Origin of the sequence: Erythrobacter dokdonensis DSW-74 (genome assembly GCF_001677335.1) — a bacterium.
In the GTDB taxonomy this organism is placed as follows: domain Bacteria; phylum Pseudomonadota; class Alphaproteobacteria; order Sphingomonadales; family Sphingomonadaceae; genus Erythrobacter; species Erythrobacter dokdonensis.
Genome location: NZ_LZYB01000002.1, coordinates 143,804 through 166,835, shown reverse-complemented (window position 1 = coordinate 166,835; position 23,032 = coordinate 143,804). Strand labels below are relative to the sequence as shown.

The window sequence follows — 23,032 nt, the reverse complement described above, 5'->3', positions numbered from 1 at the left end:
ATGCGACGGCAAAGGGATGGAGCAAAGTGGGTGATTCATCGATCACGCACTTTGCTCCAGCCTTGCCGGTGCCTATCTGTCAGGCATGACTGCTACCCATCTTGCCAGCCGCGCGCTGATCCGCCTCTCGGCCCTCGACGAGAGCGAGGATGTCGGCGCTTTCCTCCAGGGCCTTGTCACCAATGACGTAACGGGACCGCTGCCCTGCTACGCCGCGCTGCTGACGGCGCAGGGCAAGCATCTGTTCGATTTTCTGGTGTGGGGTGCGGGCAGCGATCTTCTGCTCGATTGCGAGGCCGAACAAGCCGATGAGCTGCTCAAACGCCTGTCGATGTATCGCCTGCGCCGGAAAATCGGGATCACCCGCGAGAGCGGCATCGGCGTGCACTGGAGCCGTGCGCCGCGGGATGGCAGCGTTCCCGATCCGCGTCTTGCCGCACTCGGCCATCGCTGGCTCGCCGCGCCGGAGGGCGAAGCGGCGGATGGGGCATGGCTGGCCCACCGCCTGTCGCTAGGGGTGCCGGAGGGCCGCGCGGAACTGGGCGATATCCTGTGGCTGGAGACCAATGCGGTCGAGCTGAACGGCGTCAGTTTCACCAAGGGCTGCTATGTCGGGCAGGAAAACACCGCGCGGATGAACTGGCGCCAGAAGGTCAATCGCCGGTTGGTGGTGGTGCCGCTGGGCGATTCGGACGCAGTGCGGCGGGTGGCGGAATATCCCGATTTCGATCTCGCGGTCGATCACCTGCGCGTGGAAAACCTCGAAGCCGAGCAGCTGCCCGCATGGCAGCGTGCGGGGCTGGCACCGCCCGAAAGCTAGGCGACCTGTTGATGCCGGGCGAGGCTCGCTTCGAGCATCGCGGCGGCCCGTTCACGCGCAGAATCCCTCGACAGGCCGAGCGATTTCGCCAGCGCCCCGCCGATCAGCGCATCGCCCAGCGCCATCAGCACCAGCGTCAGCGTGTCGTGGTGGATGCTCTGTGCCCCGTGGCCGTGATCGGCCTCGTCCGGGGCGAGCTCGTCGACCAGGTCGTGGATCGTGGAGATGATCGGATCGAGCGCATCCTCGTTGCCGGTCAGCAGCATCCAGCTGGTCAGCGCACCCGCCCCCTCGCGGTCGAAGGCATCGAAGGCGAGATCGACCACCTCGCGCGCCGAGCCGAGCCCGGCGCGGCTGGCGCGCACTGCGGCGATGATCGTCTCGCACACCGAGCGCGCAAGGTGTTCGGCCAGCGCCTTTTGCAGACCCGAGGCCGATCCGAAATGGTGCAGCAGATTGGCATGAGTGCGTCCGATCCGCGCCGCCACCGCCTTAAGCGTCACCGATTGCGGCCCCGTCTCGATCAACAGAGCGCGTGCGGCAGCAAGGGCGGAACTGCGCGATTCCTCGGGTGTCAGTCTCTTGCGGGCAGCCATGGCGAGGCGCCTAACGGCTTTCAGCCGGATCGACAAGCCGCCGAACCGCCTGGCTCAGGCCGCGCGCTGTTGCTCGCTGGCCGAAGCGTCCAGTATCCGGCGATACTCTGCCACCTGCGCCGCGCCCCCGCGACCGCACGAAAACCGTTCGGAACTGCGCCCGGTCGGGTCGAAGCCGAGCTTGCGCAGCACCCGGCCCGAGGCGGGATTGTCGAGGAAATGCGATGCGACTGCCTGACGATGACCGAGCATCGCGGCGATGGCGAGCGCGGCCTCACCCGCTTCGGTGGCAAAGCCCTGACCCCAGAACGCCCGCGCGATCCAGTAGCCCAGCTCAACCGCATCGCCTTCGGCCACGGGTTCGATCCCGATGCAGCCGACGACCTGTGCATCGCGCGCGCGGGTGATCAGGAAACGCGGATGGCGGGGCCCTGCAGGCAGGGCGGCGAAGGCGCGCGCATCGCTTTCACGATAGGGCCAGGGCGCGCGCGCGAGGTTACGCACGACGCCTTCATCGGCAATACCGGCGAACAGCGCCTGCCAATCTTCGGGCCAGATCGGCCGCAGCAGCAATCTGTGCGTACGATGGAACACGAGACTTCTCCCTTTCTCGTCCCGCGCCGCCCCTAGTGTCGACGCATGACAATTTCATGGCCGCGAAACTTTGTGATTCGCGCACCGCTTCGAGGGAGAATGCAAAAAGGGAGACGGACCCCCTCTGGCGAGGATGGTCCTGTCTCCCTCAATGGTCGGGTCTTGCACCCGCCGGGACCATCCTTGCGGACGGCCCCTTTATCGAGTCGTCCGCTTACTCTGCGGCTTCGGCCATCGCGTCTACGCTGACGTATTTGCGACCCAGCTTGCCCGAGTGGAATCGCACCACGCCCGCTTCGAGCGCGTAAAGGGTGTGATCCTTGCCGATGCCGACATTGACGCCCGGGTACACCTTGGTGCCGCGCTGGCGGATGATGATGTTGCCGCCGATCACTTCCTGACCGCCGAACTTCTTCACGCCCAAGCGACGACCGGCCGAATCACGACCGTTGCGCGACGAACCGCCTGCTTTCTTGTGTGCCATGGTCCGTTAGCTCCTTACTCGGCCGAGGCAGCCGCTTCGGCGGCTTCGGTCTTGGTCTTCTTGGCGGCAGCCTTCTTGGCAGCCGGCTTGCCTTCGCCCACGGCGGTAATGCGCAGCAGGGTCATCTGCTGGCGGTGGCCGTTCTTGCGGCGATAATTGTGACGGCGACGCTTCTTGAAGACGATCACCTTCTCGCTCTTGGCCTGGGCGATGATTTCCGCCGAAACGGTCACCTTCGCGGCGTCGGCAAGGGTATCGCCCTCACCCGCCAGCAGGACATCGCCCAGCGTAATCGTGTCGCCGGCTTCGCCCGCGAGCTTTTCAACGGCAATCTTGTCTCCGGCGGCAACCCGATATTGCTTGCCGCCCGTGCGCACTACAGCGAACATGTCTCTATACTCTCGATCTTGAGCTGTGTCCGGCCGGGTGAACTTCCCACATCGACCGAACGGCAGTGCGAGGCTTGCGATGGTGCAGCCCCGGAAAGATGGGTGCCGTTAGGTGAAAGGCGCGAGCAAGTCAACGGGCTGGGCAGCCAAAATTCGCGCCCCGAGCAATCACACGCCAATCTGACAGGTGGCTTTGCCATCGGCTGCTGGCATGGTAACGGGGAACGGGGTCTATATGCTTGCGCGACGGAAATTTCATCTGCTGCTTCCGCTGAGTGCGGGTCTGTGCGCCTGCGCGGGAAGCGACGGGCCTTATCCCTCGTTGGCAACGCGTGCGTTCGAGAGCGCGGCGGCGCCTGTCGCCTCGGCTCCGGCTGAACCGATTCGTCCGCTCGCCGATGCGGCGGCGCTGCGCGCGCTGGTCGCCAGAGCTGCCGAGGCTGATAACGGCTTCACCCGCGAGGCGGCGCTGGCCGAACCACTGGTCCGCCGCGCCTCAGGCCAGCCGGTAGAAAGCGATACACGCGCCGCCGCACTGGTAGCGATGGCCGATCTGGCCGCCCGGCGCGGCGCAGCTTCGGCGGTGCTGGCGGAACTGGATCGGCTTGTCGCAGAAAGCGCCACCACCTTCGCCCCGGCCGAGGACATCGAGACCGCCCGCGGAACGGTTGAAGCGCTGGTGAGCGGTCAGAATGCGACGATGGCGCGTTTATGGGAGGAATTGGGACAATGAACCTTGCGTGCAGCACCTGCCCGGTCAAGGAGACCGCAGCCTGCGCCGTGCTGACCCCGGAAGAACGCGATGCCATGGCCGCGGCCGGACGCACGCGCACGCTCAAGCGGGGCGAGATGCTGTTTGCTGCCGGCGACGAGGATGCCGCCTGCGCGACGCTGCTGACAGGAGCGCTCAAGGTTTCGGCGGTCGATGCGGACGGCAACGAGCAAATCCTGGCACTGGTCCATCCTTCCGGCTTCATCGGCGAACTGTTCGCGCCTTTTGCCCATCACGATGTGGTGGCGCTGACCGAAAGCCGCCTGTGCACCTTTGCCAAGCGCGATATCGAGCGGGCGATCGAGGATTATCCTGCGCTTGCCCGCGCGCTGCTGCGTCGCAGCCAGGCCGATCTGCTGGCGACCCGCACACTGCTCGAACTGACCGGCCATGCCAGCGCCGAAGCGCGCCTTGCCGCCTTGCTCCACGATTTCGCCGCTGCCGCCAGCGACAGCTCGTGTCACCTCGCGGGCCGTTTCGACCTGCCGCTGACCCGCGGGGAAATCGCCAATATGCTAGGCCTCACGATCGAGACAGTGAGCCGCAAGCTCGGCGAACTGGAGGACACCGGCGCGATCCAGCGCGAAGGCAAGCGCGGGATCGTGATCAGGGATGCGGAGCTGCTGCAGGATATATCGGGGCGCTAGGGCATCCTCTTGCGCCGGACATGCGCCGGCGCACGCAGGATCCGAAACAAGAAACGGGGCGGCAGTCCGGCTGACCACCGCCCCGCAGTGGGGGAGCTTGTTTGCAGCAGGTCAGGCCACGATCGCGGCGATAATGACCACGGCCAGACCCCAGAGCACCAGCAGCACCGGCAGGATCAGCATCTGTATCGCGGCATCACGCGGGCGCAGCGGGCCGGTATTGGTCATGATGCCCTTGACCTCGAACTCGCCGAGCGTTTCGGGGCTGCTCACGTTGCCGCGGAACCGGGTCCATACCGTCGGGATGCCGAAGAACATCACCAGAAACAGGCCAATCACCGCCATGGGCACGATCAGCAGCGGGCTGGCGAAGGCAGTGACGGTAATCACCAGAAAACCGACGTAACAAGCGGCCATGACCGCATAGAAAACGGTGGGCAGGCCGAAATTGCGGTCAACCTCGACCTGATGGCGCACCGGCGCCGATGCCGGTTGGTCGACAACGCGCGCTTCGCCGCGGGCGATGAGATCGTGGACGATGTGGCTCATGGGTGATCCTCCTTGTGTTGGAGAAGAATTACCCCTGTCCGAACGTCCCTGCCTTGATCGGGATCAAATCACTGCCAGCGCGCCAGGTCTTCGTGATCCTGTTGGCGCGGCTCGATCCAGTGCCATTCGCCCGCGCGCTTTTCGCGCTTCCAGAACCACGCGGCGCTTTTGAGGTGGTCCATGCAGAAATCGACCGCATCGATCGCGTCGCGGCGGTGGAGCGCGGCGGCGGAGACGCAGACGATCGGCTCGCCCGGGCGCATCATGCCGACGCGGTGAACCATCAGGAGCCCCATCAAATCGAAGCGTTCGAACGCGCGGTCGGCCAGTTCGTGCATCCCCGGCAGGGTCAAAGGCTCGTAATGAGTAAGCTCCAGCGCCTCGACACCCCCCTGCTCTGCGGCATCGAACCGCACTTCGCCCACGAAAGTGCAAACGCCGCCCAGCCCGGGATTCGCCTGCGTGAAGGGGCCGATCAGCGTGCCGGGAATGAACATCCGGTCAAGCAGACGAATATCGCGCATCATCCCCCCGACACCGGCGGCAGCAGCGCGATCTCGTCGCCCGCACCCGCCTGCAATGCCGCCTTGTCGGCCAGCAGCGCGCCGTTCACCGCCACGCGGTTCCTCGGATCATCCACCGCTTCGCCGAGCGCTTCGGGAAGCGCGGCCTTGAGCCCGGCCCAGTCGAGCGGAGCAGAAAGCCGGAGCGTCGGCGCACCCGCAAGATCGGCGAGCTTCCCGAGGAAGACGACGGTGATCACCTCACCCGCCCGTCATCGACATGTGCCGCGGCACCGCAGGAGCGGCCCCGCGCGCATCCATGCGGAAGTGGTGCTTTTCGGGCTTGATCCTGAGCGCCTCGTCGAGCGCGGCGGCAAGATTGGCCTCCGGCGCATCGGAGCGCAGTGCCGCGCGCAGATCGACCCGCTCGCCCCCGCCGAGGCAGGGATAAAGCTGTCCCGTCGCCGTCACGCGCAGCCGGTTGCAGCCGGCGCAGAAATTGTTGGTGTGCGGGGTAATAAAGCCCAGGCGCCCGCCGGTTTCGGCAATATCGACATAGCGCGACGGGCCGCCGGTGCGGTGATTGCTCTCGCGCAGCGTCCAGCGCTGCTCCAACCGGGCGCGCACATCATCGAGCGGCAGATACTGGTCGAGCCGTTCCTCTTCGACATCGCCGAGCGGCATGACCTCGATCAGGGTAACATCGTGGCCTTGCGCATGGCCCCAGGCGATAAGATCGGGCAATTCGTGCTCGTTCACGCCCTTCAGCGCCACGGCGTTCAGCTTGACCTTGAGCCCGGCCGCCTTGGCCGTCGCAATCCCTTCGAGCACCTGCGGCAGGCTATCGCGCCGGGTCAGCTCGGCGAACTTCGCGCGGTCCAGCGTGTCGAGCGAGACGTTGACCCGCTTCACCCCCGCCCGCGCCAGCGCCTCGGCATGGGTCGCCAGTTGGGTGCCGTTGGTGGTCAGCGTCAGTTCGGCCAGATCATGGCCCAGCCTGCGGCCCAGCGCCGTGAACAGGTCGATGATGTCGCGCCGCACCAGCGGCTCGCCCCCGGTAATGCGGATCTTGGTAACACCGCGCGCTATGAAGCCGGTGGCGAGATCATACAGCTCCTCGAGGCTGAGAACCTCCTTCTTGGGCAGGAAGGTCATGCGCTCGGGCATGCAGTACGAACATCTGAGGTCGCAGCGGTCGGTGACCGACAGGCGCAGATAGGTGATGCGGCGCTGGAAGCTGTCCACCAGAGGCGGCGCGCTTTCCGCCGGATCGCGCAGCAGGATCAGGTCAGGCTTGCGAGGAGAGGCTGTGGGCACGTTGTCATTCATGACACACGAGATAGTGCCCTGTCACGCCCGGCGCATCTGCCAAAAAGCGCAGCACCTCTGCACGCGCATCACCGGGCAGTCCCGCAACCAGATTGACACGTTTGGGCGCCGCCTCGCGCGCAAGGTCGCGCGCCAGTGCCAGCCGCCATTCGCGGTGATCATGGTTTGCGGGCGGCAGGATGATGGCAAGTGCGGAGCAATCAGCATCGGCCAGCGCTGCGCGGGCGGCCTCGAGGTGAAAGGCCATGACAGTGCCCGCGGCATCGAGAGCGCCATCGGGCAGCTTGCCGACCTCGATCTGCCGCATCATCGCCTTACGCTCCGTGATCGGCCGGACGCTCGCGGTGGAGCGTGATGCCGATCTGCTCGCTGCCTTCCGCAATCGCCAGCTTCACGATCTTCACCGTCACCGCCTGAACCTTTGCGTCCTGCACGAACAGCGTCTCGCAGATGTGGTCGGCCACTGCCTCGATCAGCTTGAAATGCACGCCTGCGGGCAATCCACCTGTCGCGGCGAACTTGAGGTCCATGTAGTTCTTCGACGCATCGAGCGGCGTGTCGGGATCATAGCGGTCGGCCACGGCATAGCGCGCCGCGATGCTGATGCGCAGCGGCTGGGGTTTGCCGGTCTCCTCGGAATAGATGCCGGTCAGGACATCGACGACGAGATCGTTGACTTCGAGGGTAAGCGAATCGGTCATGGGCGCGGGCTTTAGAGCATCGCGCCGAAAAGTGGGCACCGGTTTTCGGCTTTCAGCGATGCGACCACAACTAGAGCGGATTTGACCAGCGCGCGAAGATTGCGGTGGGGAGCAGGCGACCGCCCTCTGCTTCCTCGCGCACGGCAAGGTCGCCGTGCTCGATCTGCCCGGGCAGGTGGCGGAGCGCCTCTTCCAGCAGGCCGGCAATCGCAAGGCTGCTCATGCGCACGGCATAGACGGTGAGGAACACGAAGCGGCTGTCCTTGTCGAGCAGCTTCGCACAGTCGGCGATCAGGCCCGGCAGGTGCTCCTCCAGCCGCCACACCTCGCCATCCGGCCCGCGCCCGAACTTCGGCGGATCGAGGATGATCCCGTCATAGCGCCGCCCGCGCCGCACCTCGCGCGCGGTAAATTTCGCGGCATCGTCGGTCAGCCAGCGGATCGGGCGATCCGTCATGTCCGAAAGGACAGCGTTCTCGCGCGCCTGCGCCACGGATTTCTTCGAGGCATCGACATGGGTGACCTTGCCATGGCGCGACAGGGCCAGCGTGCCGAGGCCGGTATAGCCGAACAGGTTCATGGTCTCGGCATCATCCATGCCGTCAAGCTGGCCGCGCATCCACGCCCATACCGGCGCCATGTCGGGGAAGAATTGCAGGTGGCGGAACGGGGTGGGCCTGGCGGTGAAGCGGACCTCGTTCCACGCCAGCGGCCAGCCATCCTCAGGCAGGGCTTGCACGAAGTGCCAACGTCCGCCGCCGTCCTCGTCCGATCCGGGGATGAACTCGCCCGCTGCGGGCCACTCCGAAAGGCGCGGCTGCCACATGGCCTGGGGCTCTGGCCGGATAAAGCTGTGCGGGCCGAAGGCCTCCCACTTGCGCCCCGCCCCGCTGTCGAGCAGGCGGTAGGAATCCCATCCGGTGCATTCCATCACCAGCGGTTGCTGGACAAGGCGCGCCATCAGGCGTTCCCGGCGTGACCGAGCACGTAGTCGCGGGTGGCGGCGTAATCGCCCGCCAGTTCGACAAAACTCTCCTCGCGCCCGAACAGATCACCCACCCGTGACGGCAACGCCGGGCGCACGCCAATGGCCCGCTCGACCGCATCGGGGAACTTGGCGGGGTGCGCGGTCGCGAGGGTAACCAGAGGAATGCCCGGCGCAACAGTTCCCGCCGCCGCAACCGACAGCGCGCAATGGAGGCCGACGCCGGTGTGCGGATCGATCACCTGCCCCGTCTTGCGCCAGGCCCATTGCAGCGCCCGCGCGGTTTCGACCTGGTCGGCCCGCGCCGAGGCGAACAGGGCCGCAGCACCTTGCGCTTGCGCATTGGTCAGCTGCATCGCCTTGGAGGCCTCGAAAGCGCGCATCTGTTCGGCCATCGCCGCCCCGTCCCGCTCTCCGGCATCGAACAGCAGGCGCTCGAAATTCGAGGAAACCTGAATGTCCATCGATGGGGTAATGGTCGGTGTGACCCCGCCCGCCGAATAGTCGCCCGAGGACAGGGCACGGTAAAGGATGTCGTTGATGTTGGTGGCGACGATCAGGCGTTCGATCGGCAGGCCCATTTTCGCTGCGACATAGCCCGCGAAGACATCCCCGAAATTGCCGGTGGGGACGGAATAGGCCACGGTCCGGTCGGGCGCCCCCAGCCCGAGCGCGGAGGCGAAGTAATAGACCACCTGCGCCATCAGGCGCGCCCAGTTGATCGAATTGACCGCCCCCAGGTTGAGGACATTCGTCACCTCGGCATCGGTGAACATGCGCTTCACATGGGCCTGCGCGTCATCGAAGCTGCCATCAATGGCGAGGTTGTGGACATTGGGCGCGCGCACCGTGGTCATCTGGCGGCGCTGCACGTCGCTGACCCGGCCCTTGGGATGGAGCATGAAGATCTCGACCCGTTCCAGCCCCGCGACGGCCTGAATCGCGGCCGACCCCGTATCGCCGCTGGTCGCCCCGACGATAGTCAGCTTTTCGCCCCGACGTTCGAGGAAGGTTTCGAACAGGCGGCCGAGCAGTTGCAGCGCGACGTCCTTGAAGGCGAGCGTCGGGCCGTGGAACAGTTCGAGCAGCCAGTGCTGGGCGTCGAGCTGCACCAGCGGCGTGACAGCGGCATGGCCGAAATCGCCATAGACAGCGTGGCACAGGCAGAGCAGTTCGTCTTCCGTCAGGCTGCCCGCAACGAAGGGCGCCATGATCCGTGCGGCGAGATCGGGATAGGCAAGGCCGCGAAGCCCGCGGATCTCGTCGGCGCTGAACCGCGGCCATTCGGCGGGCAGATACAGCCCCCCGTCGCTGGCGAGGCCTGCCAGCGTCACCCCTTCGAAATCGAGCGCCGGTGCGCTCCCGCGTGTCGAGACATATTGCATATGCGAAGGCGCCTAGAGCGATTTCGAGGGAAATGGAACATTTCCCGACTCGGAAATCGCGGCAATCAAGAAACGCGGCGGCGGCGGCGCAATGCCAGCACGTAGATGACCAGTGCGGTCAGCGCGAAGAAGAACCACTGCCCGGCATAGGCGAGGTGGTTGTTGGGCAGGTCGCCGGGATCTGGCGGAGCGAGCGGTTGAAGCCCTGCCTGCGGCGTTTCGGCCACGAGCCGGATGGTATCGCCGTAACTGGCAATGCGCCCGCTGACCGGCCCGCCTGACCATTGCGGAGATTGGGGTGAGCGTGACCAGCCGATAGTCACGTCAGCTACACCCGAGCCACCATGGCTGCATCTTGCCACATGCACCCAGCCGGATCGTCCGGCGGCGGATTTGCCGGAGATCGGATCAATGCCCCGCACCTCGCGGCAATCGATGGTCGTCCGGCGAAACAGGGCATTCCGATAGTCGGCAGGCGCAGGCCAAGTGACCTCGGAGCTGTCTTGCAGCGCCGCCTCATAGCGGGCGATCAGTGCCTCCTTCTCGGTCTTGCGCCCCAACTGCCACACGCCCAGCGCGATCATCGTGGCGACCGCGGCCAGCACGATGATGGTCGGGATGATCGGCACGCGGCGGCTCATTCCTCGCTCCCCTGATAGGAATGATAGATCCAGATGGTCTTGTAGAGCCTGAGGGCGCCGATCACCGTGCCCACCGTCACCGGCGCCCAGAAGGCGAGGCTCGCCCACAGCGGCGGGCGCAGCCATTCATCCACGCCCAGCGCGGCAAAGATCAGCACCAGCGCCAGCAGCATTGTCAGGACGCCGACAAAGCGCCCGCCCCGCTCCAGCGTCAGGAAATCGAGCCCGCAGCTCGCGCATTCCTCCGCCAGACCAGCAGGCGCGGCGAACAGCGTTTTGGCCCCGCAGCGGGGGCACAAACCGGAAAGGGCAGCCCGGGCGAGAGAAACTCCCAACCCCGGCTGCCCCTTCTGTTCCGTCGGACTTTCGTCCGGAAGCATCAGTGGTATTCGGCGCCCCAGCCGCCCCAGACATAGACGGCGACGAACAGGAACAGCCACACGACGTCGACGAAGTGCCAGTACCACGCCGCCGCTTCGAAGCCGAAGTGCTGGCGCGGGGTGAAGTGGCCGAGATAGGCGCGATAGAGACACACGGCGAGGAAGATCGTGCCGACCAGCACGTGGAAGCCGTGGAAGCCCGTCGCCATGTAGAAGGCCGATGAATAGGTGTTGCCGCCGAAACCGAAGGGGGCAACCGAGTATTCATAGGCCTGGATGAAGCTGAACAACACGCCCAGCGCGATGGTCGCCCACAGGCCCTGCTTGAGGCCGGTGCGGTCGCCATGGATAAGCGAGTGGTGCGCCCAGGTCACCGTGGTGCCCGAACACAGCAGGATCAGCGTGTTGAGCAGCGGCAGCGCGAAGGGATCGAGCACTTCCATTCCTTCGGGAATGAACTGCGCGATGGCGCCCGCTTCGCCAAACAGGCTGGTGGTGCTGCCCGATGCTGCATCAAAGCTCAGCGGGGTCGGGAACAGCGCGAAATCGAAGAAGCTCCAGAACCAGCCGACGAAGAACATCACTTCCGAAGCGATGAACAGGATCATGCCGTAGCGCATGTGAAGCTGCACCACCGGGGTGTGATCGCCGCGCTGGGCTTCGATGACGATGTTCTTGAACCACATGAAGAAGGTGGCGATCAGGCCCGCAAGGCCCGCCCACAGCACCGTCGCGCCGGCAATCGGGCCAAGCACGTCGGGGTGCCAGCTCAGCACCATGCCGCTGGTGAAGGTCAGCGCCGAGATCGAGCCGACCAGCGGCCAGATATCGGGTTCGAGAATGTGGTAATCGTGGTTTGCCGTGCCAGCCATGTGGATGTTCCCGTCCCTGGGTTGCTTGCGTTGGTCAGTCGGTGCCCGCGGACGCCAGTGTAACCGGGTCCTTGGTGCGATGGAAAGTGTAACTCAGCGTGATCTGCTCCACGCCCTTCATGTTCTCGTCCTCCAGCATCGCCGGGTCGACATAGTAGAGCACCGGCATGGTAACCTCCTGCCCGGGGGCAAGGGTTTGCTCGGTAAAGCAGAAACACTGGATCTTGTTGAAATACTTGCCCGCCTGCTCCGGCTCGACATTGAAGGTGGCGGTGCCGGTGATCGGCAAGGGGCTGTTGTTGCGCGCGACATAGGTGGCAATGTCGCGCTGGCCGATGGTGATGGTGTCGGTCGCTTGCGAAGGACGGAAAGTCCAGGGCATGTCGGAAGCGGTCGAGGCGTCGAAGCGGATCGAGATCCGCTCGCCCGAAGCCAGCGCCTCGGCACGCGCGGCATCGCTGGCGCTTGCAACCTGCGTGGTACCGCCAAAGCCGGTGACGCGGCAGAACATCTCGTAAAGCGGCACTGCGGCATAGCCGAGCCCGAGCATGAACAGCGCGCCGGCAAACGCCATCAGCCCGACCCGCGCGTTACGGCGGGCGGTCTCGGCGTCGTGGGCCAGGGGCGCGTGCGAAGCCATCAGCCGTCCCCGATCCGCACGATGGTGATGGCATAGAACAGCATCACGAAGAACAGCAGCGTACCCGCCACCACAAGATTGCGGCTCTTGCGCCGCCGTTCGAATTCCTTCTGCTCTTCAGGCGTCACGCGATCCACCCCTGGTAGGCCGCGACCCGATCCGCCACCAGCGCCGCGAACAGCGCGAAGAGATAGTAGATCGAGAACTTGAAGAGCTTCTTTTCAGGCAGCATCTTGTCACCCTCGGCGGCACGCATGCGGGAGCCCACGGGCCATGCCAGCCAGGCGAACAGCAGCGAGAGCGTGACCGCGGTCATGCCGTAGAGCCAGCTTGTCCCGCCGATAACCCACGGCGCGATAGCGATCGGCGCGAGCAGTACGGTGTACCACCAGATCTGGCGGCGGGTCGGCTTCTCGCCCGCGACCACCGGCATCATCGGAATGCCGACCTTGGCATAATCGGCCTCGACGAACAGCGCGAGCGCCCAGAAGTGCGGCGGGGTCCAGAAGAAGATGATCGCGAACAGCAGGATCGGCATGGCGGTGACCTCGCCCGTCACGGCCACCCAGCCGATCAGCGGCGGGAACGCGCCGGCACCGCCGCCGATGACGATGTTCTGCGGGGTGCGCGGCTTGAGCCACATGGTGTAGATCACCGCGTAGTAGATAATCGCAAGCAGCAGCAGCGCGGCCGCCAGCCAGCCGATGGCAACGCCCATCAGCAGCACCGATACGCCCGACAGGAATATTCCGAAATCGCGCGCGTCCTCTCGCTGCATCCGGCCGCCGGGAAGCGGGCGGTTCATGGTGCGCTTCATCCCTGCGTCGATATCGGCTTCCCACCACATGTTGAGAACCGCCGAGCCGCCCGCGCCCATCGCAATCGCGAGGATCGCGGTGAAGCCGAGAACCGGATGGATGCTGCCCGGCGCGGCCAGCACGCCGCAGATCGCGGTGAAGATCACCAGCGTCATCACGCGCGGCTTGGTCAGCGTGAAGAAATCACGCCATTCCGCGGGCATCGCGGTGCCGGTTTGGGGTGCGGTGCTTGCCATCGTTCTCATCGTTCCATGGGCAAGGAGCGCGAGCCTTCTCGCCCGCGCTCCCCCCTTTGTTTCACGCTCCCGCGAAGGAGCCGATCACGTGCCCGTTACGCCGTCGCCGGACGGTGATCGTGGTAGTCCATGCTGTCGGTGATCACCGGCAGGGTTTCGAACTGGTGGTAGGGCGGCGGGCTCGGCAGGGTCCATTCGAGCGTCGTCGCGCCTTCGCCCCACGGATTGGCTTCGGCCTTCTTGCCCGCAGCCAGCGCGTAGAGGATGTTGACGAAGAAGAAGATCATCGATCCGGCCATGATGTAATAGCCGTAGGTGCTGATCTCGTGCCAGAAGGTGTAGGCTTCAGGATAATCGGGATAACGGCGCGGCATCCCCTGCATGCCCAGGAAGTGCTGCGGGAAGAAGATCACGTTCACGCCTATGAAGAAGGTCCAGAAGTGGATGTGCGAAAGCAGCTCGGAGTGCATCCGCCCGCTCATCTTCGGGAACCAGTAGTAGAAGCCGGCGAACATCGAGAACACCGCACCCATCGACAGCACATAGTGGAAATGCGCCACCACGTAGTAGGTGTCATGCAGGTTGTCGTCGATGCCGCCATTGGCCAGCACCACGCCGGTCACGCCGCCGACGGTGAACAGGAAGATGAAGCCCAACGACCAGACCATCGGCGACTTGAATTCGAGGCTGCCGCCCCACATCGTCGCGATCCAGCTGAAGATCTTCACGCCGGTCGGCACCGCGATCACCATAGTCGCCGCGGTGAAGTACATCTTCGTGTTCACATCGAGGCCCACGGTATACATGTGGTGCGCCCAGACGATGAAGCCGACCACGCCGATCGCGACCATGGCGTAGGCCATGCCGAGATAGCCGAACACCGGCTTGCGGCTGAAGGTCGCCACGATCTGGCTGATCATGCCGAAGCCCGGCAGGATCATGATGTAGACTTCCGGGTGACCGAAGAACCAGAAAAGGTGCTGGTAGAGCACCGGATCACCGCCGCCGGCCGGATCGAAGAAGGTCGTGCCGAAATTGCGGTCGGTCAGCAGCATCGTAATGGCAGCGGCCAGAACGGGCAGCGCGAGCAGCAACAGGAAGGCGGTGACCAGCACCGACCACACGAACAGCGGCATCTTGTGCAGGGTCATGCCCGGCGCGCGCATGTTGAAGATGGTGGTGATGAAGTTGGTCGCACCCAGGATCGAGCCAGCGCCCGAAAGGTGCAGCGAGAAGATCGCGAAATCGACCGCCGGACCGACCGAACCGCTGGTCGAAAGCGGGGCATAGACCGTCCAGCCGGTGCCTGCGCCGGGGCCGGAACCGCCGGGAACGAAGAGCGAGAACAGCAGGCTGAAGAAGCCCGCCACCGTCAGCCAGAAGCTCACGTTGTTCATGCGCGGGAAGGCCATGTCCGGCGCACCGATCATCAGCGGCACGAACCAGTTGCCGAAGCCCCCGATCATCGCCGGCATGACCATGAAGAACACCATGATAAGGCCGTGGGCGGTGATGAACACGTTCCACATGTGCAGCGCGGTGTTCAGATCATTGCCGCCGCCCATGAACTGCGCCCACCATTGCAGGTACTGGATGCCCGGTTCGGCCAGCTCGAGGCGCATGATACCCGAAATGGCACCCCCTACGATCCCCGCGATAATCGCGAAGATCAGGTACATCGTGCCGATGTCCTTGTGGTTGGTCGACATGAACCAGCGGGCGAAGAAGCCCGGCTTGTGGTCCGCGTGATCATGGGCATGATCATCGTGGTGGATGTCGAAGCCTTCTGCGGTGGTAGCCATCGTTCAGATACTCTCAGGTTTTATTCGTTCTTTGTTCTCAGCGGGCGGTCAGCAGCGCGACCTGTTCAGGCGCGGCTTCCTCGGACGCCGGAGCCGCAGCCTCGGCTTCCTCGCCCGGCATCGACCCGCCCTGTGCCTTGACCCATGCCGCGAACTCCTCGGGCGGCAGCGCCTCGATCGCAATCGGCATATAGGCGTGGCGCGAACCGCACAGCTCGGAGCACTGGCCGTAATAGACGCCCGGCTCCTTGATGGTCAGCAGCTTTTCATTGAGCCGGCCCGGAACCGCATCCATCTTAAACCACAGCGACGGCACAGCGAAAGCGTGGATCACGTCGGACGCAGTGGTCTGGATGCGCAGCGGAACTCCGGCAGGCACGACCATGCGGTTGTCGACCGCCAACTGGCCCGGCTCACCGCGGCGCACGGCCTCGTCTTCGGGCAGCATGTTCGACACGACCTCGATCTCGCCGTGATCGGGATAGGTATAGCCCCAGTACCACTGGTAACCCGTCGCCTTGATGGTGACGGCCTCGGCGGGCGGGGTTTCGTACTGGCGCGCGAGCAGCGTGATCGAGGGAACCGCGATCACGACCAGGATAATGACCGGCACGATCGTCCAGACCACTTCGATCATGGTATTGTGCGTGGTCTTGGAAGCGACCGGATTGGCGCGGCGGTTGAAGCGAACGATCACATAGAGCAACAGGCCGAGCACGAACAGGCTGATAACGGTGATGACCGGGAGCAGGATGTAATCATGCATGCCCAGCGCATAAATGCCGTTATCGGTGTACTGGTCCTGAAAAGTCAACGACTTGGCCATCGCGCCCGGCTCATCCGAGCGGGGATCGGTCGGCATACCCTTGCCCTTGGTCGGCGCCATCGGGGTATAGCTGCCCTCGGTCGCGGCCGCTTCGCTCACGGCTTCGATCATGCCGGCATCAGGGGCGGTAGCCTGCGCCGCCGCATCCTGTGCGACAGCTGGAACCTGCGCGAACAGCGCCGCGAATGCAGCGAGCGCCGCAAGGGTAGCAATTTTCATACGGGTGTGCATCTGACCCATCTTCATGTGTCCAAGTTACTTCGAAATTTTTGTTTTTCGAATTCTGATCCCTCGCTGTCCGGCATTCCTCCTCCGGACAGCAAATTGCCGACATTCACGCCAGCCTTGCCCCGCCCTTAGCCGCGCTTGCCGAGTGCCTCAAGCGCTTCTAGGGAGAAAATTATGCAAGCCTCCATGATTGCCGCGCAAGTCGCCGCGCCCGTTTCGTTTTTTCCCGGAGTTCGTCCATGACCCAAGAGGAAGTCCTTGCCGAGTTCCGCAATTCGGGTGCCTTGCTCGAAGGACATTTCAAATTGTCTTCGGGCAAGCATAGCGGCCATTACCTGCAATGCGCCCGGGTCTTGATGAACCCGGCGCGCGCTGCCCGTCTTGCCGAAGCAGTGGTGGCCGGCATCCCCGGCGAAGTGCTTGAAAAGGTTGATGTCGTGGTATCCCCTGCGATGGGCGGCATCATCATTGGCCACGAAGTCGGCCGGGTGCTGGGCAAGGATGCGCTGTTTCTCGAACGGCCCGAGGGCACATTCCACCTGCGCCGCGGCTTTGCGCTGGATGGGGGCGCGAAGGTGCTGATGGTCGAGGATGTGGTAACCACCGGCCTTTCCAGCCGCGAGGCGATCGCTGCCGTTGCGCGCGAAGGCGGCGAGGTGATCGCCGAATGCGCAATTATCGATCGTTCCTGCGGTTCGGTCGATCTCGGTGTGCCGTTCTACCCGCTGCTTGCCATTGATTTTCCCACCTATGATCCCGATTCCATCCCGGAAGACTTGGCCCGCGTAGCTGTGACCAAGCCCGGAAGCCGGAAAGAATGAGCGAAACCCTTCACCCCCGTCCCTTGCGCCTTGGCGTCAACATCGATCACGTCGCGACCATCAGGAACGCGCGCGGCGGGGATCATCCCGATCCGGTGCGCGCGGCGCAGATCGTCGCCAAGGTCGGCGGCGACGGCATCACCGCGCACCTGCGCGAAGACCGCCGCCATATCCGCGACGAGGATCTGGCACGCATCCAGCAGGCGACCGACCTGCCGCTGAACCTCGAAATGGCCGCGACCCGCGAAATGCTCGCCATCGCCTTGCGCCACAAGCCCCACGCCGCCTGCATCGTCCCCGAAAAGCGCGAGGAACGAACCACCGAGGGCGGGCTGGATGCAGCCGGGCTGCACAATACGCTGGTGCCGATCGTCGACGAGTTGCGCGGGGCAGGCATCCGCGTCTCGTTGTTCATCGAAGCCGACGAGCGCCAGCTCGACGCTGCGCTGCGCCTCGGCGCGCCGGTGGTGGAATTCCATACCGGCGAATATGCCCATGCCTTCCTTGACGGCGACCGCGAGCGCGTGGAGCGCGAGCTCAAGCGCATCTCGGACATGGCCGCGCTTGCCGCCAAGAACGGGATCGAGGCCCATGCCGGCCACGGCCTTACCTTCGACAATGTCCAACCCATCGTCGCCATTCCCCAGATCGCGGAACTCAACATCGGCCACTATCTGATCGGCGAGGCGGTGTTTGTCGGCCTTGAACCCGCGATCCGCCGGATGCGGGAGCTGATGGACGAAGTGCGTTGAGCCAGCCCGACCTTCCGCCACTTGCGCGCGAGCAGAAGCGCTGGGCCTTCGGGGCGGCTGCACTGTTCCTGCTGGCGATCGGCTTTCTAGGCTTTGCGCTCAATACCGGGGTGATGCGGGTCTTCGCGGTCGGCTGGGTCGCCTTGCAGATCTTCGGCTTCGTCGGCGCATTGAAGGTCGCGAAAGGCGATTTCGCCCACCCGCTTTTCAAGGCGCAGGTGATGCTCCACGTGGTTGCCGTCGGCCTGCTGGTGGCGGTGATGATAAGAGCGTTCAAATGATCATCGGCCTGGGCTCCGACCTCTGCAATATCGAGCGGATCGGCAATTCGCTTGCCCGCTATGGCGAGCGGTTCGAGCACCGCGTGTTCACCGATGTCGAGATCGCAAAGGCCCGCCGCCGCCCCTACACGATTGCCGGCACCTATGCGAAACGCTTCGCCGCCAAGGAGGCCTTTTCCAAGGCGGTCGGCACCGGGTTCAGGCGCGGCGTGTTCATGAAAGACATCGGCGTGGTCAACGGATCCTCGGGCGCGCCGACGCTGGCGCTGACCGGCGGCGCGGCTTTGCGGCTTGAAGAAATCACGCCGAAAGGCCATGAGGCGCGCATTCATCTCACCCTCACCGACGATCATCCATGGGCGCAGGCCTTCGTGATCATCGAAGCCATCCCCCTCCCCACCTGAGCGCCCCGAACCCATGGCAACCACCGAAAGCCCGTCAGAAAGCCCTGAAGTGACCGACACCAGCGCCCCCGAAAAGCCGCACAAGGTCGATTGGCTCGCGGAAATCCGCGGCCTTGCGCTGATGCTGCTGGCGGTGCTGGCGTTCCACAGTCTGGTGGCCAAGCCCTTCTACATCCCTTCGACCTCGATGATGCCGGGCCTGTGGGTGGGTGACCGGCTGGTGGTGAGCAAGTACCCCTATGGCTGGTCATGGGCCTCGGCGAGCTTTCACCTGCTGCCCCGCGGCGACTGGCGGGTGATGGGCTCGACCCCCGAATATGGCGATATTGTCATCCCCGTCCACCCGACCCGCAACGAGGATTACATCAAGCGCGTCGTCGCCCTTCCCGGCGACACGATCGAAGTGCGGGGCGGACAGATCATCCTTAACGGCACACCGATCAAGCGCGAGGTGGTGCCGCCGGTACGCCTGCCGTTCGAGCCAGACCTGATCTGTCGCGGGATGCCGTGCCTCGCTGCCTTCGAGCAGTATCGGGTCAAGGGCGCGGACGGACGCGACTATTTCGAGCCGCCGACCTGGCGTGAGACCCTGCCCAATGGCGCGACCTACCTCACCATCGACTACCGCGACCAGCGGCTCGACAATTACGGCCCCTACACCCTGCCCGAAAACGCCGTCTTCGTGATGGGCGACAACCGCGACGAGAGCGCCGACAGCCGCGCCGAGGCGATCGAGAGCGGCCTTGGCGGCGCGGTGCCGCTCGCCAATATCGGCGGGCGGGCGGAGTTCATCACCTTCAGCCTCGACGGTTCGACCACCTGGAACCCCGCAACCTGGTTCACCAGCTTCAGGCCGGAGCGCGCATGGACGACGCTGCGCCCGCCGCTGGCCGAGGGCACGGCGGCGAAATAGCCGCGAGGCAGTGCAAGGGATGGCCCGCAAGTTCCTCTATCTGGTTGCTTTCTGCATCACGATCGTGATCGCCGGGCGGATCGCCTACGAGCTGTTCCAGGACGAACTGGCCCAGATCGCGCTGGTACCCTCGGGCGAATTCAAGCCGGTCAAACCGCTCGAGGCCAACGCCTATGAGGACCCCGGCCTATGGTATTCGCGCCCCGGCATCGGGGTGAAGGACCCGGCGCGCTGGCAGCCCGCCTATGCCAGTGATCGCGGGCTGCTGCCCACCCCGGCAGACCCGCCCGCGCCGCGCTTTGCCGTGTTTTTCGTCCACCCCACCAGCTACCTCAACCGCGCCAGTTGGAACGCCCCGCTGGAAAACGGCGGCGATCCGGAAGCCGAACGCATCGCGCGGGTCTATCTGCGCGGCATGGCCAGCCCCTTTAACGCTGCCAGCGAAATCTGGGCGCCGCGCTACAGGCAGGCAACCATGGGTGCGTTCCTGACTGATGCCGAGGAAGGCAAGCAGGCGATCGATGCGGCCTATGCCGACGTGCGCGAGGCATTCCGCTATTTCCTCTCCAGCATCGATCCCGGAACCCCGATCGTGCTGGCGGGCCATTCGCAAGGCTCGCTGCACCTGAAACGGCTACTGGCCGAGGACATACGCGCCACGCCGACGGCAAAGCGGATCGCCGCAGCCTATATCATCGGCTGGCCGGTCTCGCTCGAGCATGATCTGCCGGCCATCGGCTTTCCCGCCTGCGCCGCACCCGATCAGGCAGGCTGCGTGCTGTCGTGGTCGAGCTTTGCCGAGCCGGCCGACCCGGCAAGCGTCCTGAACTATTACGCGACGACCCCCGCGCTCGACGGCGATCCGCCGGGAACCAGCGCGATGCTGTGCACCAATCCGCTGACCGGCCGCTTTGGCGGAGAGGCACCGGCAAGCGCCAATCTCGGCACGCTGGTGCCAGAGGATACGATGGAAAAGGGCGAGCTTGTCCCCGATCTCGTTCCCGCACGTTGCGACAAGCGCGGATTGCTGCTGATCGGCCCTCCGCCGGAGATGGGAAGCTATGTGCTTCCGGGCAATAACTACCACGTCTACGACCTGCCGCTGTTCTGGGCGAACACCAAGGCCGACGTGATCCGCCGGGTCGAGATATGGACGAGCCAGCAGGACTGATTTTCGAGGACGCGCGCGCTTTTGCCGCGGCGCTGCCCGAAGGCGGCGTTTTGCTGGGACTCGATCTCGGGACCAAGACCATCGGCACCGCGACTTGCGATGCGGGCTGGCGCTTTGCCACCAACAACGCCACGATCCAGCGCGGCAAGTGGGGGCGCGACCGCGAGACGCTGGCCGCGCTGATCAGGACACGCAGCGCGAAAGGCATGGTGCTCGGCCTGCCGCGCAACATGGACGGGTCCGAAGGCCCGCGTGCGCAGGCGTCGCGCGCCTATGCCCGCAATCTGGCCGAAGCCTTTGCCCTGCCGATCCTGCTGTGGGACGAACGCTGGTCGACCCAGGCCGCCGAAGCGGCGATGATCGGTCAGGACATGAGCCGTGCCAAGCGCGCCGCCGCGATCGATGCCCACGCCGCCGCAGTCATCCTGCAAGGCGCGATCGACCGGCTTGCAGGAGGCGTGTTCTAGAGCACGGCGCGCCGCGCCCGCGCCGCGCCTGCGACCATCCGGCTGCCCGACAGCTCCGCTGCCCGCCACAGCGCGTCCGCTTCGGCCGGATCGTCGAGCATGTCGGCCCGTGCCTCGAAACTCGCCAACCGCATCCGCTCGCTAGGATGGCGCGCACCGACCCATTCGGCATAGTCCCTCGCGCTCGCCGCCCCGCTCGCCACGGCGACGCGCAGAAAGGCCTCGCCCGCCAGCGGGTTGAGCCAGCGCGCCACCGTGCCGCGTTCGAGGTCGAACCCGTACTGGTCGAACCACCCCTGCGCCGGATCGACCCGCATCACGTTGAGCGAGACCGACAGACTTGTCGGCGGCAGCTGGTTGTGCACGTCGAGATGACGGCGATAAAGCATCAGCTTGCCGGGCGAGAGCACCGAGCGGCCGACAAAGCGCAAGGACGCATCCTCGCCCGGATAGCCCGCGACCGCCGCATAGTCATATTCGTAGTAGTCGCTGGCATAGCCCGGGCCGCAGTAACCCACTGTCAGAAAGTCGAAATTGTGATCATGCGGCGCGCCATAGACAAAGCTCGCCGCGCCGCTGGTGCGAAACACGTGGTCGCGCGGCGAAGGCCAGATCGCGGCGCGCAGGAAGGCGCTGTTGGCTCGCCCAGCGCGCGGGCGGCTGAGGATGATCGCCTGCGGACCATATGCCGAGGCAATGTCCTCCCCGCCATTGCCCGCCAGCCGCTCGACCAGCAGATCACCGAGAAATTCGCGATTATTCGCCAACCGCCGCAGCCAGCATGCGGCCGCCGCGAGGCTGGCGGGATCGTCGGGATCAAAGCCCTGTTCGGCCAGCGCCTCGATAGCTTGGGGCAGGCTGCAGGTTTCGGGCGAGGGATTGTCGATCACGAGCGGCATCAGGCAGGCTCCGACAAGGCAAGTTGCGGATGGGCGGCGAGCAGATCGCGCCTGAGGCTTGCGGCAGGCGGGCAAAGCTCGTCCCGCGGCTCGCCCGCCAGCTGTGCCAGCACCGCCATTCCGGCGCGCGCGTCGAGCCCGAGCAGCTGGCGCAGCGCCTCCCAGCGCAGGTCGCGATGGGCGCGACGATCAAGCGCCAGCCGCTCCATTTCGGCAAGCGCGGGCGCGTGGCGCAGCGCGCCGAGCACGCCTAGCGCCATCATCTGCTGGCTTTCGTGCTTCGAGCCGCTGATCGTCTTGACGAGCGCACCGTCCGGCAGCGCATATTCGCGCGAGGAGACCGGCCTTACCGGGGTGCGGGTAAGTTGAAGCACCAGCAGCGGCCGGGATACCGCGACGATCTGGCGGGCCTCGTGCGCGCCCTGCCGGGCCATTCGCGTCCCGGGGCCACAGACGAGCGATTCCCCGGTCAGTAGGCCAGCGGCGAGCCGGTAGAGCGCGGCCTGCCCGGTTCCGGCAAGCACGATCTCATGCGCCTCGCCATCCTCGAACAGCACGGCTTCGGCGGGCGCGGCGTCGCGCGGCGCAAATGCCGCCAGGCGCAGCGCCGCGCGGCCGCTTTGCGCGATCACGATGCGCGCCAGGCCCGGTGTCGTCGCATGGCCAAGCGGCAATTGTGCCAGCGGCTCGGCGCGCAGCGCTTCGGCGAGGCCATCGATGAAACCGGCTGCCAGACAAGCGGCAGCGCCGCATTCCTGCAACAGACGCGCCAGCACAGGCCGGCTTTCGAGCGCGGCCCCGGCACCATAAGCTGCCAGCGCCTCGAGCAGTTCAGCCGTTGCGGGCAAGGCCCGCCACCGCGCCAGCGCCGCATCAAGGCTGGGCTGCGACGCGCCCTTGCGCCGCAGCCCCGCGATGTCCGGATGGACGTGCATCGTCTTGTCGCCCCGGCCGCCTCAAAGCACCGTTTCGGGCGGCATGACCTCGTAGATGTAGACCATCAGATCCACGATCCGGTCATCGAGCGCGGCGCTGGTCGCCTGCAGCGCCGAGCCGAACAACGCCTGGGCACCTTCAAGCGCGGGGATCTGGTCGAAATCGATCCTGGGAAATTCCATGATGTTCTC

At 65.3% G+C, this 23,032-nt stretch carries 33 protein-coding genes; 10 read left to right on the top strand and 23 right to left on the bottom strand.

The window, feature by feature from the left end; all coding sequences use genetic code 11:
• The first annotated feature begins 85 nt into the window (after window positions 1-85).
• Complete coding sequence (ygfZ, locus tag I603_RS04780; protein WP_068862709.1) at window positions 86-820, top strand: CAF17-like 4Fe-4S cluster assembly/insertion protein YgfZ; 735 nt, start codon at window positions 86-88, stop codon at window positions 818-820.
• On the opposite strand, the gene I603_RS04775 is transcribed toward ygfZ, so the two are convergent.
• From I603_RS04775 to rplU, 4 genes are all read right to left on the bottom strand, one after another.
• Window positions 817-1,416 carry a TetR family transcriptional regulator gene (locus I603_RS04775; RefSeq protein ID WP_068862707.1) on the bottom strand — a complete coding sequence of 200 codons (600 nt, stop codon included), beginning with the start codon at window positions 1,414-1,416 and terminating at the stop codon, window positions 817-819. The genes ygfZ and I603_RS04775 overlap by 4 nt on opposite strands.
• Before the next feature lie 54 nt (window positions 1,417-1,470).
• Window positions 1,471-2,010 carry a GNAT family N-acetyltransferase gene (locus tag I603_RS04770; RefSeq protein WP_068862706.1) on the bottom strand — a complete coding sequence of 180 codons (540 nt, stop codon included), beginning with the start codon at window positions 2,008-2,010 and terminating at the stop codon, window positions 1,471-1,473.
• Between the two features lie 214 nt (window positions 2,011-2,224).
• On the bottom strand, window positions 2,225-2,494 hold the full coding sequence (gene rpmA / locus I603_RS04765) for a 50S ribosomal protein L27 (RefSeq protein WP_068862704.1): 270 nt from the start codon (window positions 2,492-2,494) through the stop codon (window positions 2,225-2,227).
• A 14-nt stretch (window positions 2,495-2,508) separates the two neighbouring features.
• Complete coding sequence (rplU, locus tag I603_RS04760) at window positions 2,509-2,883, bottom strand: 50S ribosomal protein L21 (RefSeq protein WP_068862702.1); 375 nt, start codon at window positions 2,881-2,883, stop codon at window positions 2,509-2,511.
• 322 nt (window positions 2,884-3,205) lie between these two features.
• Between rplU and I603_RS04755 the strand changes: the two genes are divergently transcribed.
• Both I603_RS04755 and I603_RS04750 read left to right on the top strand, forming a co-directional pair.
• Window positions 3,206-3,616, top strand: coding sequence for a hypothetical protein (locus I603_RS04755; protein WP_143736749.1), 411 nt, complete (start codon window positions 3,206-3,208; stop codon window positions 3,614-3,616).
• On the top strand, window positions 3,613-4,302 hold the full coding sequence (locus tag I603_RS04750; protein WP_068862699.1) for a Crp/Fnr family transcriptional regulator: 690 nt from the start codon (window positions 3,613-3,615) through the stop codon (window positions 4,300-4,302). The genes I603_RS04755 and I603_RS04750 overlap by 4 nt, the downstream gene beginning before the upstream one ends.
• Window positions 4,303-4,413: 111 nt before the next feature.
• On the opposite strand, the gene I603_RS04745 is transcribed toward I603_RS04750, so the two are convergent.
• The 16 genes from I603_RS04745 to coxB form a co-directional block, all read right to left on the bottom strand.
• A complete protein-coding gene (locus I603_RS04745; protein WP_068862697.1) occupies window positions 4,414-4,851 on the bottom strand; it encodes a hypothetical protein in 438 nt (145 codons plus the stop codon).
• 68 nt (window positions 4,852-4,919) lie between these two features.
• The gene (locus I603_RS04740; RefSeq protein ID WP_068863284.1) at window positions 4,920-5,375 is read right to left on the bottom strand and encodes a molybdenum cofactor biosynthesis protein MoaE; all 456 of its coding nucleotides are present in this window, start codon (window positions 5,373-5,375) and stop codon (window positions 4,920-4,922) included.
• Entirely contained in the window at window positions 5,375-5,614 is a 240-nt protein-coding gene (locus tag I603_RS04735) for a MoaD/ThiS family protein (protein ID WP_068862695.1), read from the bottom strand. The genes I603_RS04740 and I603_RS04735 overlap by 1 nt, the downstream gene beginning before the upstream one ends.
• Before the next feature lies 1 nt (window position 5,615).
• Complete coding sequence (moaA, locus tag I603_RS04730) at window positions 5,616-6,683, bottom strand: GTP 3',8-cyclase MoaA (protein ID WP_084439851.1); 1,068 nt, start codon at window positions 6,681-6,683, stop codon at window positions 5,616-5,618.
• Window positions 6,676-6,993 carry a Rossmann fold domain-containing protein gene (locus tag I603_RS04725; protein ID WP_068862694.1) on the bottom strand — a complete coding sequence of 106 codons (318 nt, stop codon included), beginning with the start codon at window positions 6,991-6,993 and terminating at the stop codon, window positions 6,676-6,678. The genes moaA and I603_RS04725 overlap by 8 nt, the downstream gene beginning before the upstream one ends.
• Before the next feature lie 4 nt (window positions 6,994-6,997).
• Window positions 6,998-7,384 carry a dihydroneopterin aldolase gene (locus I603_RS04720; protein WP_068862692.1) on the bottom strand — a complete coding sequence of 129 codons (387 nt, stop codon included), beginning with the start codon at window positions 7,382-7,384 and terminating at the stop codon, window positions 6,998-7,000.
• 70 nt (window positions 7,385-7,454) lie between these two features.
• Window positions 7,455-8,345 (bottom strand): RsmD family RNA methyltransferase, encoded by an 891-nt coding sequence (locus I603_RS04715; RefSeq protein WP_068862690.1) that lies wholly within the window; start codon window positions 8,343-8,345, stop codon window positions 7,455-7,457.
• Window positions 8,345-9,754: a threonine synthase gene (gene thrC, locus I603_RS04710; RefSeq protein ID WP_068862689.1), complete on the bottom strand. Its 1,410-nt coding sequence runs from the start codon at window positions 9,752-9,754 to the stop codon at window positions 8,345-8,347. The genes I603_RS04715 and thrC overlap by 1 nt, the downstream gene beginning before the upstream one ends.
• Window positions 9,755-9,819: 65 nt before the next feature.
• Complete coding sequence (locus tag I603_RS04705; RefSeq protein WP_068862687.1) at window positions 9,820-10,395, bottom strand: SURF1 family cytochrome oxidase biogenesis protein; 576 nt, start codon at window positions 10,393-10,395, stop codon at window positions 9,820-9,822.
• Complete coding sequence (locus I603_RS04700; RefSeq protein WP_232305250.1) at window positions 10,392-10,730, bottom strand: DUF983 domain-containing protein; 339 nt, start codon at window positions 10,728-10,730, stop codon at window positions 10,392-10,394. Before I603_RS04700 ends, I603_RS04705 begins: the two co-directional genes overlap by 4 nt.
• Before the next feature lie 44 nt (window positions 10,731-10,774).
• Window positions 10,775-11,647: a cytochrome c oxidase subunit 3 gene (locus I603_RS04695; protein ID WP_068862683.1), complete on the bottom strand. Its 873-nt coding sequence runs from the start codon at window positions 11,645-11,647 to the stop codon at window positions 10,775-10,777.
• Window positions 11,648-11,681: 34 nt separating this feature from the next.
• Window positions 11,682-12,287, bottom strand: a complete 606-nt coding sequence (locus tag I603_RS04690) for a cytochrome c oxidase assembly protein (protein WP_084439847.1) — start codon at window positions 12,285-12,287, stop codon at window positions 11,682-11,684.
• The gene (locus I603_RS14880) at window positions 12,287-12,415 is read right to left on the bottom strand and encodes a hypothetical protein (RefSeq protein WP_267889887.1); all 129 of its coding nucleotides are present in this window, start codon (window positions 12,413-12,415) and stop codon (window positions 12,287-12,289) included. Before I603_RS14880 ends, I603_RS04690 begins: the two co-directional genes overlap by 1 nt.
• Window positions 12,412-13,341, bottom strand: a complete 930-nt coding sequence (locus I603_RS04685; protein WP_068862682.1) for a heme o synthase — start codon at window positions 13,339-13,341, stop codon at window positions 12,412-12,414. The genes I603_RS14880 and I603_RS04685 overlap by 4 nt, the downstream gene beginning before the upstream one ends.
• A gap of 95 nt (window positions 13,342-13,436) precedes the next feature.
• Window positions 13,437-15,143: a cytochrome c oxidase subunit I gene (ctaD, locus tag I603_RS04680; protein WP_068862680.1), complete on the bottom strand. Its 1,707-nt coding sequence runs from the start codon at window positions 15,141-15,143 to the stop codon at window positions 13,437-13,439.
• 37 nt (window positions 15,144-15,180) lie between these two features.
• Window positions 15,181-16,200 (bottom strand): cytochrome c oxidase subunit II, encoded by a 1,020-nt coding sequence (gene coxB, locus I603_RS04675; RefSeq protein WP_232305249.1) that lies wholly within the window; start codon window positions 16,198-16,200, stop codon window positions 15,181-15,183.
• Window positions 16,201-16,436: 236 nt separating this feature from the next.
• Between coxB and pyrE the strand changes: the two genes are divergently transcribed.
• Genes pyrE through ruvX form a run of 7 tightly spaced genes read left to right on the top strand, consistent with a single transcriptional unit; the run spans window position 16,437 to window position 21,006 of the window.
• Window positions 16,437-17,018, top strand: coding sequence for an orotate phosphoribosyltransferase (gene pyrE, locus I603_RS04670; protein WP_068862678.1), 582 nt, complete (start codon window positions 16,437-16,439; stop codon window positions 17,016-17,018).
• Window positions 17,015-17,770 carry a pyridoxine 5'-phosphate synthase gene (locus I603_RS04665; protein ID WP_068862677.1) on the top strand — a complete coding sequence of 252 codons (756 nt, stop codon included), beginning with the start codon at window positions 17,015-17,017 and terminating at the stop codon, window positions 17,768-17,770. The genes pyrE and I603_RS04665 overlap by 4 nt, the downstream gene beginning before the upstream one ends.
• Complete coding sequence (locus tag I603_RS04660) at window positions 17,767-18,051, top strand: pyridoxal phosphate biosynthetic protein (protein ID WP_068862676.1); 285 nt, start codon at window positions 17,767-17,769, stop codon at window positions 18,049-18,051. The genes I603_RS04665 and I603_RS04660 overlap by 4 nt, the downstream gene beginning before the upstream one ends.
• On the top strand, window positions 18,048-18,455 hold the full coding sequence (gene acpS, locus I603_RS04655) for a holo-ACP synthase (protein WP_068862675.1): 408 nt from the start codon (window positions 18,048-18,050) through the stop codon (window positions 18,453-18,455). Before I603_RS04660 ends, acpS begins: the two co-directional genes overlap by 4 nt.
• A 13-nt stretch (window positions 18,456-18,468) precedes the next feature.
• Entirely contained in the window at window positions 18,469-19,368 is a 900-nt protein-coding gene (gene lepB, locus I603_RS04650; protein WP_068862674.1) for a signal peptidase I, read from the top strand.
• Window positions 19,369-19,387: 19 nt separating this feature from the next.
• Window positions 19,388-20,539, top strand: coding sequence for a DUF3089 domain-containing protein (locus I603_RS04645; protein ID WP_068862673.1), 1,152 nt, complete (start codon window positions 19,388-19,390; stop codon window positions 20,537-20,539).
• Window positions 20,518-21,006: a Holliday junction resolvase RuvX gene (gene ruvX, locus I603_RS04640; RefSeq protein ID WP_068862672.1), complete on the top strand. Its 489-nt coding sequence runs from the start codon at window positions 20,518-20,520 to the stop codon at window positions 21,004-21,006. The genes I603_RS04645 and ruvX overlap by 22 nt, the downstream gene beginning before the upstream one ends.
• On the opposite strand, the gene I603_RS04635 is transcribed toward ruvX, so the two are convergent.
• The 3 genes from I603_RS04635 to I603_RS14445 are packed head-to-tail and all read right to left on the bottom strand — an operon-like array spanning window position 21,003 to window position 23,023.
• Window positions 21,003-21,905, bottom strand: a complete 903-nt coding sequence (locus tag I603_RS04635; RefSeq protein ID WP_068862671.1) for a hypothetical protein — start codon at window positions 21,903-21,905, stop codon at window positions 21,003-21,005. The genes ruvX and I603_RS04635 overlap by 4 nt on opposite strands.
• The gene (locus tag I603_RS04630; protein ID WP_068862670.1) at window positions 21,905-22,840 is read right to left on the bottom strand and encodes a hypothetical protein; all 936 of its coding nucleotides are present in this window, start codon (window positions 22,838-22,840) and stop codon (window positions 21,905-21,907) included. Before I603_RS04630 ends, I603_RS04635 begins: the two co-directional genes overlap by 1 nt.
• A 21-nt stretch (window positions 22,841-22,861) precedes the next feature.
• Window positions 22,862-23,023 carry a hypothetical protein gene (locus tag I603_RS14445; protein WP_157090853.1) on the bottom strand — a complete coding sequence of 54 codons (162 nt, stop codon included), beginning with the start codon at window positions 23,021-23,023 and terminating at the stop codon, window positions 22,862-22,864.
• Between the last annotated feature and the right edge of the window lie 9 nt (window positions 23,024-23,032).